Source organism: Pseudomonas sp. KU26590, from assembly GCF_026153515.1.
Lineage (GTDB): Bacteria > Pseudomonadota > Gammaproteobacteria > Pseudomonadales > Pseudomonadaceae > Aquipseudomonas.
This window is the reverse complement of the sequence record NZ_CP110644.1, coordinates 5,033,231-5,047,058: the sequence shown is the minus strand read 5'-3', so window position 1 is coordinate 5,047,058 and position 13,828 is coordinate 5,033,231. Positions and strand designations below refer to the sequence as shown.

General features: G+C 59.6%; 13 protein-coding genes, 3 tRNA genes and 1 riboswitch. Of the genes, 11 read left to right on the top strand and 5 right to left on the bottom strand.

All coding sequences use genetic code 11. From position 1 onward, the window contains the following. Window positions 1–158 precede the first annotated feature (158 nt). The 3 genes from astB to astE all read left to right on the top strand — a co-directional run bounded on the left by astB (window position 159) and on the right by astE (window position 2,903). Window positions 159–1,505 (top strand): N-succinylarginine dihydrolase, encoded by a 1,347-nt coding sequence (gene astB, locus OKW98_RS22435; RefSeq protein ID WP_265386714.1) that lies wholly within the window; start codon window positions 159–161, stop codon window positions 1,503–1,505. Between the two features lie 76 nt (window positions 1,506–1,581). Then, window positions 1,582–1,875, top strand: a complete 294-nt coding sequence (locus OKW98_RS22430; protein WP_065986195.1) for a topoisomerase II — start codon at window positions 1,582–1,584, stop codon at window positions 1,873–1,875. Between the two features lie 20 nt (window positions 1,876–1,895). Further along, window positions 1,896–2,903: a succinylglutamate desuccinylase gene (astE, locus tag OKW98_RS22425; RefSeq protein ID WP_265386713.1), complete on the top strand. Its 1,008-nt coding sequence runs from the start codon at window positions 1,896–1,898 to the stop codon at window positions 2,901–2,903. Between the two features lie 186 nt (window positions 2,904–3,089). Here the strand turns inward: astE and OKW98_RS22420 are convergent, their stop codons facing one another. Further along, entirely contained in the window at window positions 3,090–3,584 is a 495-nt protein-coding gene (locus OKW98_RS22420; protein ID WP_265386712.1) for a 6,7-dimethyl-8-ribityllumazine synthase, read from the bottom strand. A 126-nt stretch (window positions 3,585–3,710) separates the two neighbouring features. Beyond that, window positions 3,711–3,869: riboswitch (FMN riboswitch) on the bottom strand. Window positions 3,870–4,052: 183 nt separating this feature from the next. Here OKW98_RS22420 and ltaE point away from each other — a divergent pair. The 7 genes from ltaE to OKW98_RS22385 all read left to right on the top strand — a co-directional run bounded on the left by ltaE (window position 4,053) and on the right by OKW98_RS22385 (window position 10,067). After that, entirely contained in the window at window positions 4,053–5,057 is a 1,005-nt protein-coding gene (gene ltaE, locus OKW98_RS22415; RefSeq protein WP_265386711.1) for a low-specificity L-threonine aldolase, read from the top strand. Between the two features lie 142 nt (window positions 5,058–5,199). Continuing rightward, window positions 5,200–7,821 (top strand): alanine--tRNA ligase, encoded by a 2,622-nt coding sequence (gene alaS / locus OKW98_RS22410; protein ID WP_265386710.1) that lies wholly within the window; start codon window positions 5,200–5,202, stop codon window positions 7,819–7,821. A 90-nt stretch (window positions 7,822–7,911) separates the two neighbouring features. Further along, the gene (locus tag OKW98_RS22405) at window positions 7,912–9,144 is read left to right on the top strand and encodes an aspartate kinase (protein ID WP_265386709.1); all 1,233 of its coding nucleotides are present in this window, start codon (window positions 7,912–7,914) and stop codon (window positions 9,142–9,144) included. A 181-nt stretch (window positions 9,145–9,325) separates the two neighbouring features. Then, complete coding sequence (csrA, locus tag OKW98_RS22400; protein WP_122851651.1) at window positions 9,326–9,514, top strand: carbon storage regulator CsrA; 189 nt, start codon at window positions 9,326–9,328, stop codon at window positions 9,512–9,514. Between the two features lie 62 nt (window positions 9,515–9,576). Then, a tRNA-Ser gene (locus OKW98_RS22395) sits at window positions 9,577–9,667 on the top strand. Between the two features lie 107 nt (window positions 9,668–9,774). Next, a tRNA-Arg gene (locus OKW98_RS22390) sits at window positions 9,775–9,851 on the top strand. Between the two features lie 139 nt (window positions 9,852–9,990). Continuing rightward, window positions 9,991–10,067: transfer RNA gene (locus tag OKW98_RS22385), tRNA-Arg, on the top strand. A gap of 41 nt (window positions 10,068–10,108) precedes the next feature. Here OKW98_RS22385 and OKW98_RS22380 read toward each other — a convergent pair. Beyond that, the gene (locus OKW98_RS22380) at window positions 10,109–10,594 is read right to left on the bottom strand and encodes a DUF4124 domain-containing protein (protein WP_265386708.1); all 486 of its coding nucleotides are present in this window, start codon (window positions 10,592–10,594) and stop codon (window positions 10,109–10,111) included. A 320-nt stretch (window positions 10,595–10,914) separates the two neighbouring features. Between OKW98_RS22380 and mgtE the strand changes: the two genes are divergently transcribed. Then, window positions 10,915–12,357, top strand: coding sequence for a magnesium transporter (gene mgtE / locus OKW98_RS22375; RefSeq protein ID WP_265386707.1), 1,443 nt, complete (start codon window positions 10,915–10,917; stop codon window positions 12,355–12,357). 145 nt (window positions 12,358–12,502) lie between these two features. Here mgtE and OKW98_RS22370 read toward each other — a convergent pair whose 3' ends face one another. The 3 genes from OKW98_RS22370 to OKW98_RS22360 form a co-directional block, all read right to left on the bottom strand. Then, the gene (locus OKW98_RS22370) at window positions 12,503–12,829 is read right to left on the bottom strand and encodes an Arc family DNA-binding protein (protein ID WP_065986187.1); all 327 of its coding nucleotides are present in this window, start codon (window positions 12,827–12,829) and stop codon (window positions 12,503–12,505) included. A 426-nt stretch (window positions 12,830–13,255) separates the two neighbouring features. Then, a complete protein-coding gene (locus OKW98_RS22365) occupies window positions 13,256–13,453 on the bottom strand; it encodes a PA3371 family protein (protein WP_265386706.1) in 198 nt (65 codons plus the stop codon). Window positions 13,454–13,527: 74 nt separating this feature from the next. Then, entirely contained in the window at window positions 13,528–13,776 is a 249-nt protein-coding gene (locus OKW98_RS22360) for a hypothetical protein (protein WP_265386705.1), read from the bottom strand. Between the last annotated feature and the right edge of the window lie 52 nt (window positions 13,777–13,828).

Here is a 13,828-nt window from a genome sequence, read left to right as displayed (position 1 = left end):
TGCTGGCGAACGCGTTGGGTCAGTCGGCGATGGGATGTCAGGGCTGACCCCTTCGCCAGCAAGCCGGCTCCCACAGGTGAAGAGGCGTAGCGGTCATTGCAGCCTAGCCATACGATTTTTGATGTTTATAAAAAATACAGATCCACGGAGCCTCACCGATGAAATCCTGTGAAGTCAACTTTGACGGTCTAGTGGGCCCGACCCACAACTACGGTGGGCTGTCCTACGGCAACGTCGCGTCCCAGAACAACTGCCAGCAATCCTCCAATCCGCGCGAGGCCGCTTTGCAGGGGCTGGCCAAGATGAAAGCGCTGATGGAAATGGGTTTCACCCAAGGCGTATTGGCCCCGCAGGAGCGTCCCGACGTGGCCGGTCTGCGCAAGCTCGGCTTCAGCGGCAGCGACGCGCAGGTGATCGAGCGCGCCGCCAAAGAGTCGATGCCGCTGCTGGCCGCCAGCTGCTCGGCGTCGAGCATGTGGGTGGCCAACGCCGCCACGGTCAGCCCGAGCGCCGACACCGCCGACGGTCGCGTGCATTTCACCGCCGCCAACCTCAACTGCAAGTACCACCGCAGCATCGAGCACCCGACCACCAGCCGCGTGCTCGGCGCGATGTTCGCCGATCAGCAGCATTTCGCCCACCACGCGGCGTTGCCTGCCGTCGCCCAGTTCGGCGACGAAGGCGCGGCCAACCACACGCGTTTCTGCCGCAGCTACGGTGAGCCCGGCGTCGAGTTTTTCGTTTACGGACGCGCCGCGTTCGACAGCCGTTTTCCCGCGCCGCAGAAATACCCGGCGCGCCAGACCCTCGAAGCCTCCCAGGCCGTTGCGCGTCTGCACGGGCTGAGCGCCGAAGGCGTGGTCTTCGCCCAGCAGAACCCGGCCGTGATCGATCAAGGCGTGTTCCACAACGACGTGATCTCGGTCGGCAATGGTGAAGTCCTGTTCTATCACGAGGACGCGTTCCTCAACACCGAGCCCATGCTCGCCGAGCTGCACGATAAACTCGGTCAACGCGGCGGTCGCTTCCAGGCCGTTTGCGTGCCGCGCAGTGAAGTGGCCGTGGAGGACGCGGTGCGTTCGTACCTGTTCAACAGTCAGTTGCTGTCCCGCGCCGACGGTTCGATGCTGCTGATCGTGCCGGAGGAGTGCCGCAGCAACGAACGCGTCTGGAATTACCTGCAGCACCTGCTGGCGGACGACAGCCCGATCCGCGAGGTCAAGGTGTTCGACCTCAAGCAGAGCATGCAGAACGGCGGCGGGCCGGCGTGCCTGCGTCTGCGCGTGGCGCTGAATGAAACCGAACTGGCGGCGGTCAATCCAGGCGTTATCATGACCGCGCCGCTGTACGACACGCTGACGCAGTGGGTCGACAAGCACTATCGCGATCGCATGAGCGACAGCGATCTGGCCGATCCACAACTGCTGATTGAATGCCGTACGGCGCTGGACGAGCTGACGCAGCACCTGAAACTGGGCGCGGTCTATCCTTTCCAGATCAACTGATGCACCCCATCCGTTACGCCTGCGCCCAACTGGCGTCAGGCGACGATGTTTTTGCTTTTACAGAGAGAGTTTTGCCATGACCGACGCGCTGCGTTTGATCCTTGAAGACACCGACGGCACTCAGCTGGAAACGTCCTGCACCCGTCTTGCCGTTATCTGGCAGGGCAAAGAGGTCTGGATTCAACAGGATGGCCGTGGCCAGTTGCTGATCGGCGTTGACGTCGAAGAAGGCGATGCCGAATACGCCAACCTGCTGCTGCGTCCATTGGCGACTAACCTGGTCAGCCTGCAACTGGAAATGGAACCGGCTGACATGAGCGGCGACGATGAAGAAGGCCACGTGCACGGCCCAGACTGCACCCACGACTAAGCCTGCGCAGGAAGCTCCCCATGCTCGCCCTCGGCAAACTGCTTGAACTGACCCTCGCGGGTCGCGAACCCGCGGAAAAGACTCAGCTGACCGTCGACGGCGTTCGCATGCGCTGGCTGGCCGAGGGGGCGCTGGAAGTCCGGCCTCCCGAGGCGCGAGACAATGGCACCGACCTGCTGCTGTCCGCCGGCATCCACGGCAATGAAACCGCGCCCATCGAGCTGCTCGACGCGCTGATTCACGCCATCGCCCGGGGCGAACTCAAGCCTCGCGCGCGTATTCTGTTCCTGTTCGGCAACCCCGAAGCGATGCGTAGCGGCGGGCGTTACGTCGAGCAGGACGTCAATCGGTTGTTCAACGGCCGTCACGAGCACAGCGGCGGCAGCGAAGCCTTGCGCGCCTGCGAACTCGAGCGTCTGGCCGCCAGCTTTTTCAACATTCCGGGCCGCTACCGACTGCACTACGACCTGCACACGGCGATTCGCGGCTCGAAGATCGAGCAGTTCGCGCTGTACCCGTGGAAGGAAGGTCGCGCCCATTCCCGCCGCGAACTCGCCCGGCTGCGTACTGCCGGCATGGAAGCGGTGCTGCTGCAGAACAAGTCCTCGATCGTGTTCAGCGCCTACACCTACGACAAGCTCGACGCTGAAGCCTTCACCCTGGAATTGGGCAAGGCGCGCCCGTTCGGGCAGAACCAGCAGGTCAATCTCGACAAGCTTCAAGCCTGCCTCGAACATTTGATTGCCGGGATCGAAGCCGACGAGCCTGCGGACCTGAACGGGTTGCAATTGTTCAGCGTGGCCCGGGAGATCATCAAGCACAGCGACGCCTTCCAGCTGCACTTGCCGGCGGACATCGAGAACTTCACGGAACTGGAAAAAGGTTACGTGCTGGCCGAAGACCTGGCCGATTCACGCTGGGTGATAGAAGAAGAGGGCGCCCGGATCATCTTCCCCAACCCGAACGTCAAAAACGGGCTGCGGGCGGGGATTCTGATCGTGCCGGCGACGGACGAGACGCTGGCCTGATGGCGGTCATGCTGACCTCTTCCCGGCTGAAGCCGGTCCCACTAAGGGCAGCGCAAGCATTCAATGAAATGCGTGGCGATCAAACCGGCCTCTTCCCGGCTAAAGCCAGTCCTACAGTGGGAACGCGGTAGGTCTGTAGGACCGGCTTCAGCCGGGAAGCAGTTGATCTTGATCTTCGGGTGCAAATCAACCCGCCGCTTTCTGCACCTCACCGACCCTGCGCACTGCACGCAGTTTTGTCAGCGTGTCCGCGCAGGTCTTGGCCGCTTCCTGGCCCTTGTGCACGAAGTGATCGAAGAAGAATTTCTGATGCTCTTCACCGGCGTGGAAGTGGTGCGGGGTCAGCACGACCGAGAACACCGGGACTTCGGTGTCCAGCTGAACCTGCATGAGTGCGCTGATCACCGATTGCGCGACGAACTCGTGGCGATAGATACCGCCGTCGACCACAAGACCTGCAGCCACGACGCCGCCATAGCGACCTGACTTGGCCAGCAGCTTGGCGTGAAGCGGGATTTCGAATGCGCCGCCGACTTCAAAGAAATCGATGTCGGTCTCGGCATAACCGTGTTGCGCCATCTCGGCGACAAAGCCCTTGCGCGCCTGATCGACGATTTCCTTGTGCCAGCAGGCTTGAATGAAAGCGATGCGCTCGTGAGCGTGAATGGCGGTAGGTTGCATGTGTTCTGACTCCTGTTTAATGAAAAAAACAGGGCGTTTTGGATCGAATGGGATGCCAGGGTACGTGCGAAACCGTTCCCGACGCCATGCGCCTGGACCCGTTTCGAAACGATCCTGCTGTGCCAGTCCCGTTCTCTCTTCATCCGGACTATACCGTCGGCCCCGGGATCACACCGGGTCTGCTGACCTTGCATCGAGCCTTAACTCGCTGCAAGCGCTCGCGGGCTAGACGCATTGCGCGCCATTACCGCCGGTGGGGAATCGCACCCCGCCCTGAGAACGTTGCCAACGGCATTTACCGTCGGCGTGCAGTTTGTAACATAGATTTCCGGGATTCGCTTGGAGCCTTTTTGATGGTTTTCATCAGCTTTTCTTATAAGGCGTCTTGGCATTCCTGCCCCAAGCCTTGATTATCGAAGCCCCGGGCCTCAGAACTGAAGCTCGACCCTAATGAGTGGGAGCTTCATCGTGGCGGTTATCGATCTGCGCAGTGACACCGTGACCCAACCCTCGGCCGGCATGCGCGACGCCATGGCCAGCGCGCCCCTTGGCGATGACGTGTATGGCGAAGACCCGACGGTCAATCGGCTGGAATCGTGGCTGGCCGAGCGGCTCGGTTATGCCGCCGCGTTGTTCGTGCCGACCGGCACCATGAGCAACCTGCTTGGCCTGATGGCCCACTGCGAGCGTGGCGACGAATACATCGTCGGCCAGCAGGCACACACCTACAAATACGAAGGCGGCGGCGCGGCGGTGCTCGGCTCGATCCAGCCTCAGCCGCTCGACAATCAGGCGGACGGATCGCTGGACCTGAATCAGGTTGCCGCTGCCATCAAGGCCGACGACTTCCATTTCGCCCGCACCCGCTTGCTGGCCCTGGAAAACACCATGCAGGGCAAGGTCCTGCCAATGGATTACCTCACGGCGGCCCGGGCATTCACCCGGGAAAAAGGCCTGAACCTGCACCTCGACGGTGCCCGCCTGTACAACGCCTCCGTCAAACTGGGCGTGGACGCGCGGGAAATCACCCGGCACTTCGATTCGGTTTCGGTGTGCCTGTCCAAAGGGCTCGGCGCGCCGGTCGGCTCGGTGCTGTGCGGCTCAAGTGAGTTCGTCGCCAAGGCGAGGCGCCTGCGCAAGATGGTTGGCGGCGGCATGCGTCAGGCCGGCATCCTGGCAGCGGCGGGGTTGTACGCGCTGGAGCATCAGGTCGAGCGTCTGGCCGACGATCACGCCAATGCCAGCGCCCTTGGCAAAGCCCTCGCGGACCTCGGTTTTGACGTCGAGCCGGTGCAGACCAACATGGTTTACGTGCACATCGGCGATCGCGCCCAGGCGCTCAACGCCCTGTGTGCCGAGCACGGTATCGTGCTAAGCGCCGCGCCGCGGTTGCGCATGGTCACCCATCTAGATGTGACGGCTGCGCATCTGGACAAGGTGGTTGCGGCATTTGCCGAATTTGGCGCTCGCTGATCGGGTGATCAGCCCGATTGCCGGTTTCTATCGAATAACACGCTGTACCGAGCGTACAACGCCTATATAATGCGGCCCTTTGCCGTCGCTGCGTCGAATGACGCTATGCATGTGCCAGGCCGCAGTTTCCGTGGAAGAACCTATGAAAAGCGCAGAAATCCGTGAAGCCTTCCTTCGCTTCTTCGAAGAGCAAGGCCACACCCGAGTCGCCTCCAGCTCCTTGATCCCGGGCAACGACCCGACCCTGCTGTTCACCAACGCAGGCATGAACCAGTTCAAGGATTGCTTCCTCGGCCAGGAAAAGCGGGCCTACACCCGCGCCGTCAGCAGCCAGAAGTGCGTGCGTGCCGGTGGCAAGCACAACGACCTGGATAACGTCGGCTACACCGCGCGTCACCACACCTTCTTCGAGATGCTGGGCAACTTCAGCTTCGGCGACTATTTCAAGCGCGACGCGATCACCTACGCCTGGACCTTCCTCACCGGCGTGCTGAACCTGCCCAAAGAAAAACTCTGGGTCACGGTTTACGCGTCCGACGACGAAGCCTACGACATCTGGACCAAGGAAGTCGGCGTGCCGGCCGAGCGCATGGTGCGTATCGGTGACAACAAGGGCGCGCCATACGCCTCCGACAACTTCTGGACCATGGGCGACACCGGCCCGTGCGGCCCTTGCACCGAGATCTTCTACGACCACGGCGCCGACATCTGGGGTGGCCCGCCGGGTTCGCCGGAAGAAGACGGCGACCGTTACATCGAGATCTGGAACAACGTGTTCATGCAGTTCAACCGCACGGCCGACGGCGTTCTGCACCCGCTGCCAGCGCCATCGGTCGACACCGGCATGGGCCTTGAGCGCGTCAGCGCCGTGCTGCAACACGTCAATTCCAACTACGAAATCGACCTGTTCCAGAGTCTGCTGGCCGCTGCTGCAAAAGCTATTGGTTGCAGCAACGACAATCAGGCGTCCCTGAAGGTCGTCGCCGACCACATCCGTTCGTGTGGCTTCCTGATTGCCGACGGCGTACTGCCGTCCAGCGAAGGCCGTGGCTACGTGCTGCGCCGCATCATTCGTCGCGCCTGCCGTCACGGCAACAAGCTGGGTGCCAAGGGCAGCTTCTTCTATCAGATCGTCGCCGCACTGGTTGCTGAAATGGGCGAAGCCTTCCCCGAGCTGAAAAACCAGCAGGCGCACATCGAGCGAGTGCTGAAGGCCGAAGAAGAGCAGTTTGCCAAGACCCTGGAGCAGGGCTTGAAGATCCTCGAACAGGATTTCGCCGAACTCAAGGGCACCGTTGTCCCTGGCGACGTAGTGTTCAAGCTGTACGACACCTTCGGTTTCCCGATGGACCTCACCGGCGACATCGCCCGCGAGCGCAACCTGACCCTCGACGAGGCCGGTTTCGAGCGTGAGATGGATGCCCAGCGTGAGCGTGCGCGTTCCGCCAGTTCCTTCGGCATGGACTACAACAGCCTGGTCAAGGTTGACGTGGCCACGCAGTTCACCGGCTACAAAGCCACCGCAGGCGAGGCCAAGGTCGTCGCGCTCTACAAAGACGGCCTCGCGGTCGAGCAATTGAGCGAAGGCGAAGACGGTGTGGTCATCCTCGACCAGACCCCGTTCTACGCAGAGTCCGGCGGCCAGATCGGCGACAGCGGTTACCTGACCGCCAACGGCGAAGTGCGCTTCGACGTGAGCGACACCACCAAGACCGGCGGCGCGTTCCTGCACCACGGTGTTCAAGTGTCGGGCAGCCTGGAAGTCGGCACCACCGTCAGCACCGAAGTCGCCGCCGAAGTGCGCCAGGCTACTTCGTTGAACCATTCGGCCACGCACTTGCTGCACGCCGCGTTGCGTCAGGTGCTGGGCGATCACGTTCAGCAGAAAGGCTCGCTGGTCGACAGTCAGCGCCTGCGTTTCGACTTCAGCCACTTCGAAGCCATCAAGCCCGAGCAGATCAAAGCGCTTGAAGACATCGTCAACGCCGAAGTGCGCAAGAACACCGCGGTCGAGACCGAAGAAACCGACATCGAGACCGCCAAGGAGAAGGGCGCCATGGCGCTGTTCGGCGAGAAGTACGGCGACAACGTCCGCGTGCTGAGCATGGGCGGCGGTTTCTCGGTCGAGCTGTGCGGCGGCATTCACGCCAACCGTACCGGCGACATCGCGCTGTTCAAGATCATCAGCGAAAGCGGTGTGGCCGCCGGCGTGCGCCGTATTGAAGCGGTCACCGGCGCCGTGGCGCTGGAATACCTGAACGCCGCTGAAGAACAACTGAAGGAAGCCGCGAACCTGGTCAAAGGCAATCGCGACAACGTTCTGGACAAGCTGTCGGCGGTGCTGGAACGCAACCGTCTGCTGGAAAAACAACTGGAACAACTGCAGGCCAAGGCGGCCAGTGCTGCGGGCGACGACCTGTCGGGCTCGGCAGTGGACGTCAAAGGCGTCAAGGTCCTCGCTGCCCGTCTCGACGGTCAGGATGGCAAGGCGCTGCTGGCTCTGGTTGACCAATTGAAGAACAAGCTCGGCCGCGCAGTGATCCTGCTTGGCGGGGTGCATGAAGACAAGGTCGTGCTGGTGGCAGGCGTCACCAAAGACCTGACTGGCCAACTCAAAGCCGGTGATTTGATGAAGCAAGCGGCTGCCGCAGTAGGCGGTAAAGGCGGCGGTCGTCCTGACATGGCGCAAGGCGGCGGTGTTGATGCTGCCGGACTCGAAGCAGCGCTGGCACTGGCTGTTCCGTTCGCCGAACAAGGTATTTAAGTCGACCCACCCGGGGCCCGCCATGCGGGTTCCGGCGCTTCGCGGTTTGAATGATAACGGGCGCCCTTCATGGGCTGAGGCGGCTTTGAGATGGCTTTAATCGTACAAAAGTTTGGCGGCACCTCGGTGGGCTCGGTAGAGCGCATCGAACAGGTGGCCGACAAGGTCAAGAAATTCCGTGATGCGGGTGATGATCTGGTGATCGTCCTGTCGGCCATGAGCGGCGAAACCAATCGCCTGATCGAACTGGCCCGGCAGATCAGCGATCAGCCGGTGCCACGCGAGCTGGACGTCATTGTTTCTACCGGCGAGCAGGTCACCATCGCTCTGTTGGCCATGGCGCTGATCAAGCGTGGCGTGCCGGCTGTGTCGTACACCGGTAATCAGGTCCGCATCCTCACCGACAGCGCCCATAACAAGGCGCGTATTCTGCAGATCGACGATCAGAAAATTCGCGCCGACCTGAAGGCCGGTCGTGTGGTGGTGGTCGCCGGTTTCCAGGGCGTCGACGAAGAAGGCAACATCACGACCCTGGGTCGTGGCGGTTCCGACACCACCGGTGTGGCGCTCGCTGCGGCGTTGAAAGCCGATGAGTGCCAGATATACACCGACGTCGATGGCGTCTACACGACTGACCCGCGCGTTGTCTCGCAGGCCCAGCGTCTGGACAAGATCACCTTCGAAGAAATGCTGGAGATGGCGAGCCTCGGCTCCAAGGTCCTGCAGATTCGCGCCGTCGAGTTCGCTGGCAAGTACAACGTCCCGCTGCGCGTACTGCACAGCTTCAAAGAGGGTCCAGGCACCCTCATTACCATTGATGAAGAGGAATCCATGGAACAGCCGATCATTTCGGGCATCGCCTTCAACCGCGACGAAGCCAAGCTGACCATCCGTGGCGTGCCAGACACCCCGGGCGTTGCGTTCAAGATTCTCGGTCCCATTAGCGGCGCGAACATCGAAGTCGACATGATCGTGCAGAACGTTTCGCACGATAACACCACCGATTTCACCTTCACCGTACACCGCAATGATTATCAGGCGGCGCTGCAGGTCCTGCAGAACACCGCCAACGAAATCGGCGCCCGTGAAGTCATTGGCGACACCAAGATCGCCAAGGTTTCCATCGTCGGTGTCGGCATGCGTTCCCATGCCGGTGTTGCCAGCCGCATGTTCGAAGCGCTGGCCAAGGAGAGCATCAACATCCAGATGATCTCGACGTCGGAAATCAAGGTCTCGGTGGTGATCGAAGAGAAGTACCTGGAGCTGGCCGTGCGCGCGCTGCACACCGCCTTCGAACTCGACGCACCGCGTCAGGGCGAATAAGCCTTGGGCAGGAGGCGCGGTTTGGGCCGCGCCTTCTGGTAGTGGATGTGTGCGATAAGCTGTTCTTTTTCCGGCGCTGGTCGATACTGAGGCATAGACCTTCGGCCGCTTGCGGATCGGGCCCATGCCGTTTGTCTATGCAGACTGTAGTCCCTTGAATGTAAGCCGTAAGGAGATAGGTATGCTGATTCTGACTCGCCGGTGCGCGGAAAGTCTGATCATTGGTGATGGTGAAATCACCGTGACCGTGCTCGGCGTAAAAGGCAATCAAGTACGCATTGGGGTCAACGCGCCCAAGGAAGTGGCTGTTCACCGCGAAGAGATTTACCTGCGTATAAAGAAAGAGAAGGGCGAAGAACCAAGCCATTAATTTTTATTGAATTTTTGGTTTGCAAACGGGGAAAAGGGTGGTTATTATACGCCCCGTGTTGCGGAGAGCTGGCCGAGTGGCCGAAGGCGCTCCCCTGCTAAGGGAGTACACCTCAAAAGGGTGTCGGGGGTTCGAATCCCCCGTTCTCCGCCATTATTAGCGTAGTACGTTGTAATCTGGCTTGATCTGTAAGTTGTTGAATTTACTAGAAAAAGTGCTTGACCAAGAGATTTGACGGCCTATAATGCGCGGCAACAAATGCACTCGTAGCTCAGCTGGATAGAGTACTCGGCTACGAACCGAGCGGTCACAGGTTCGAATCCTGTCGAGTGCACCATTTAAGCGTTGTTTGTAGTGATACGAATAACAGTCTTAAGTTAGAAAGAGCCTGGCTTCAACAGGTCTTCGGAAGCACCACTCACTTCCAGAAGTAAAACGCAATGCCCAGAGGTGAACTGGTTTAAAAAGCGCCATCTGCACTCGTAGCTCAGCTGGATAGAGTACTCGGCTACGAACCGAGCGGTCACAGGTTCGAATCCTGTCGAGTGCACCATAAAACGAAAAGCCCGCATGCAAATGCGGGCTTTTTGCTTTCTAGCGTTTGCCTTTTACGCAGCCGTGTTTATCGAATGACACCTGTCTGCTGCGTCCCTTCTTCTCTTCATACACATACCGCACTTCAGCGTTACGGCTGATGATCTTGTCCGGTCGCCCCAGCAAGCTTTCCACGTCGCGTTTGGTCATCCCCGTTGGCGTCTGCTGATCGATGATCGCCTTGCGGCGCTGCTCCGCGCTCAGGATATTTCCGCAACCGTCATCGCGCTGGCCCACAATCACCACTTCGTTACGTTTAGGCTTTTGCAGATTGTCCGCTTTCTCAGTCTGAGTAGGGGGCGTAAAGCTCATGCCCGATGCTGGATTGATAGCCTGTGGCGTTATGGCTTGACCGCTGGGGCAGCTCAGTGTGGTGAAAGTCACGCTGCCACTTTGATCCTGGCAGCGATTAATGGTGGTGCCGCCTGCGCCGAGTGGCAGAAGCAGCAGCAGAGTGATGAAGAGATTTTCAGTGTTCAGCGGCATCGCAGTGTCCTCCCTGACCCGTGTCCGGAAAGGATAGCGATGAGGATTTATCACCGCGAGCCGGTTTTATTCACCGGATATGACGGGGTAGCGGGAGCGACTTGGCCGGCGGTTACGTTGTGTTGCAACCGCTTGTTTCACGTTGAATTTTTAGCCTCACGTCAAGGCAAGCGGTGTATGATTGCGCCCGTCAGCCCCGCCGGGGCTTGTGGACTACCTCCATGGACTTACCCAGTAGCAACTCAACACTAAGTTTCACCAATCAAGAATCGACTGATTGATCTTCTGGCGGGTTCCACTGCTGGGAGTGGAGTTCGCCTATGACCCAAATCGAAGTAAAAAAGACGCAGGAAAGCCTTCAGGATCGTCTCGCCCAAGTCATCGACTTGCTGCAACGTCAGCGCATCGTCGAAGACCTGACACACCGTCAGGAAGGCCAGAATCAGGATCGTGTCGAGAGCCTCGTTCACCGGCAAAACCTCGTCGAGCTGCAGCGTAAGCTCGACGACCTGCACTCTGCCGACGTTGCCTACATTCTCGAAGCACTTCCCCTCGAAGACCGTCTGACGGTCTGGCAGCTGGTGAAGGCCGAGCGCGACGGCGACATCCTTCTTGAAGTGTCCGACTCCGTTCGGGAAACCCTGATCGCCGACATGGACGATCATGAGCTGCTGGCCGCCGCCAAGGAAATGGACGCCGACGAGCTCGCCGACCTTGCGCCAGAGCTGCCCCGCGATGTCGTCCATGAGTTGATGGAGGCGCTGGACAGTCAGCAGCGTGAGCGCGTGCGCTCTGCCTTGTCCTATGACGAAGAGCAGGTCGGCGCCCTGATGGACTTCGAGATGGTGACCATCCGTGAGGATGTCAGCCTGGAAGTCGTTCTGCGCTATCTGCGCCGTCTCAAAGAACTGCCCGGTCATACCGACAAACTGTTCGTGGTCGACTCCGATGGCGTTCTCAAGGGTGTGCTGCCCATCAAGCGTCTGCTGGTCAACGACCCCGAGAAGCAGGTGTCTGAGGTCATGGCCAGTGACCCGGTGAGCTTCCATCCTGACGGCGATGCGTATGAAGCCGCCCAGGCGTTCGAACGTTATGACTTGATTTCTTCCCCGGTGGTCGACAAGAACGGCAAGCTGATCGGCCGTCTGACCATCGATGAGATGGTCGACCTCATCCGCGAGGAGAGCGAGACCGAAGTCCTCAACATGGCGGGTCTGCGCGAAGAAGAAGACATCTTTGCCTCCGTCTGGCGTTCACTGCGCAACCGCTGGTCCTGGCTGGCCGTCAACCTGATTACTGCATTTCTCGCCTCCCGGGTCATCGGCCTGTTCGAAGGCTCCATCGAGAAGCTGGTGGCGCTGGCAGCGTTGATGCCGATCGTGGCGGGAATTGGCGGCAACTCGGGCAACCAGACCATCACGATGATTGTCCGGGCCATGGCCCTCGATCAGGTCAACACCGGCAACACCTCACGCTTGATGCGCAAGGAGCTGGCTGTCGCGCTCATTAACGGTCTGGTGTGGGGTGGGGTGATCGGGATCGTCGCCTATCTGCTGTATCACAGCTGGTCCCTTGGGGTCGTGATGACTGTCGCCATGACATTGAATCTACTGTTGGCGGCGTTGATGGGCGTGCTGATCCCGATGACCCTGGTTCGCTTCGGGCGCGATCCGGCGATGGGCGCCAGTGTGATGATCACGGCCATGACCGACAGCGGCGGATTCTTTATCTTCCTCGGGTTGGCGACGGTGTTTTTGCTCTGACCGTACGCTTCACACAAAACCGCCTTCAGGGCGGTTTTTTAATGTCCGCGAAACCATCTACTCTGTGCGAAACAGTGGAATCGTTAAATTTAAGGCACAAAAAAGCCAGCAGGGCGCTGGCTTTTTAGTCTCTGGTTTGAACGACTTATTCGTCGTCGTTTGCCAGGCTAGTGTCATGTGCAATCAGGGAAACCAGTGCGTTCTGCTGGCGGTGGGCCAACTGACGGAAGCGCTGCAGCAGCTCGCGTTCATGAAGCGAAAGCTCGGGGCTGTCCAGACGCAGGCTTGGCTCATCACCCAGCGCGCCTTCTTGAATCAGACTCTGCTCAATCCGCGCAATGATTTCAGAGTTCATGCTGCGGTGGTGCTGTTTGGCGACGTCCGCAATACGCTCGCGCATGCCTTCAGGTAGGCGAACTACGAACTTGTCAGCTGTGCGACTGGAATAATTGGCCTGTTTCATAGGGCTCATATATTTAACCGAATTAGTTCAAAGAGAGAGGCGGTTCTTGCATTAGGCCGCAGATGTCATGCTCTGACTGTCTTTTGGACGAAATGTTCAACCAGCCCGCATAAAGGATCGCCATCCTGCACCAATGCGTCGAATCCTTGGCGTCAAATGTGTGACAAATATTGAACTAGATAAAGGCTTTTAGCCAGCACCAATTATCCGAAATGCGTTCTGGTTTGCAAACTGGGAAGCTTACAGCCCTGCCGTTGCTGGGCAAGCGCGTGATGGCTATCTGTCTCCAGCGTAGTGGGAGAGTGACGATAATACGAGGAGGGAGTCAAGAAAGAGACGAAGGGTCTATCACATCATGAAGGCTGAAGCGTAAGCCAAAGCCCACACGGGCGCGTTGTTCAGCCGTGCAATATGCCAGCAGGAGCTGGCCATGGCTCAGGGCTTGGCTTGGCGCAATACTGGATCGAACTTGAAACGGCGTCCCACGAACAACGCTGCGACGAACAGGCTGGCAAAAATCCCTGCGGCTGCTTTCGCCAGGGTACTCATGGTTTCCATTGAGGGGGCAAGCAGCTGGTCTGCGGCGAGGGCCATCAGGGCCAGGATAAGGAACGAAATTGCTGCTTTGGACATGGCTGCTCTCTAATAGGGGCGCTCTGATGGAGAGCGTGACGGATCTGATGTAGCGATTGATCGGCTGCCCCTGATCAGAATACCCAGTGCTCCGAGCGACTCACCGGCACGGTTTCTGAATCGTCATGCGCCAGAATGGCGCCTGTGCCCTGACTTGGCATGGCTGCGAATCGCGGCGCCTGTTGCATGAGGTGATGAGGCTGAGCCTGAACCGCGATGCTGTCTGATTTCACGGCCTCTGACGTGCTGCCATCGTTATGGAAGTGGAAGGCGACCAAGGCGACAAGCGCGGCAGCGTTGAGCAGGGACAGTGTCATGTTCATCTCGGGTACCTTCGCTGGGACGGCGTTCAGAGGGGTGATTCGTGAACAAGAG

What these genes read in the sequence shown, in the direction of transcription:
- astB (WP_265386714.1), top strand. Translation starts at nt 159, where the DNA reads ATGAAATCCTGTGAAGTCAACTTTGACGGTCTAGTGGGCCCGACCCAC.
- OKW98_RS22430 (WP_065986195.1), top strand. Translation starts at nt 1,582, where the DNA reads ATGACCGACGCGCTGCGTTTGATCCTTGAAGACACCGACGGCACTCAG.
- astE (WP_265386713.1), top strand. Translation starts at nt 1,896, where the DNA reads ATGCTCGCCCTCGGCAAACTGCTTGAACTGACCCTCGCGGGTCGCGAA.
- OKW98_RS22420 (WP_265386712.1), bottom strand. Translation starts at nt 3,584, where the DNA reads ATGCAACCTACCGCCATTCACGCTCACGAGCGCATCGCTTTCATTCAA.
- alaS (WP_265386710.1), top strand. Translation starts at nt 5,200, where the DNA reads ATGAAAAGCGCAGAAATCCGTGAAGCCTTCCTTCGCTTCTTCGAAGAG.
- OKW98_RS22405 (WP_265386709.1), top strand. Translation starts at nt 7,912, where the DNA reads ATGGCTTTAATCGTACAAAAGTTTGGCGGCACCTCGGTGGGCTCGGTA.
- csrA (WP_122851651.1), top strand. Translation starts at nt 9,326, where the DNA reads ATGCTGATTCTGACTCGCCGGTGCGCGGAAAGTCTGATCATTGGTGAT.
- OKW98_RS22380 (WP_265386708.1), bottom strand. Translation starts at nt 10,594, where the DNA reads ATGCCGCTGAACACTGAAAATCTCTTCATCACTCTGCTGCTGCTTCTG.
- mgtE (WP_265386707.1), top strand. Translation starts at nt 10,915, where the DNA reads ATGACCCAAATCGAAGTAAAAAAGACGCAGGAAAGCCTTCAGGATCGT.
- OKW98_RS22370 (WP_065986187.1), bottom strand. Translation starts at nt 12,829, where the DNA reads ATGAGCCCTATGAAACAGGCCAATTATTCCAGTCGCACAGCTGACAAG.
- OKW98_RS22365 (WP_265386706.1), bottom strand. Translation starts at nt 13,453, where the DNA reads ATGTCCAAAGCAGCAATTTCGTTCCTTATCCTGGCCCTGATGGCCCTC.
- OKW98_RS22360 (WP_265386705.1), bottom strand. Translation starts at nt 13,776, where the DNA reads ATGAACATGACACTGTCCCTGCTCAACGCTGCCGCGCTTGTCGCCTTG.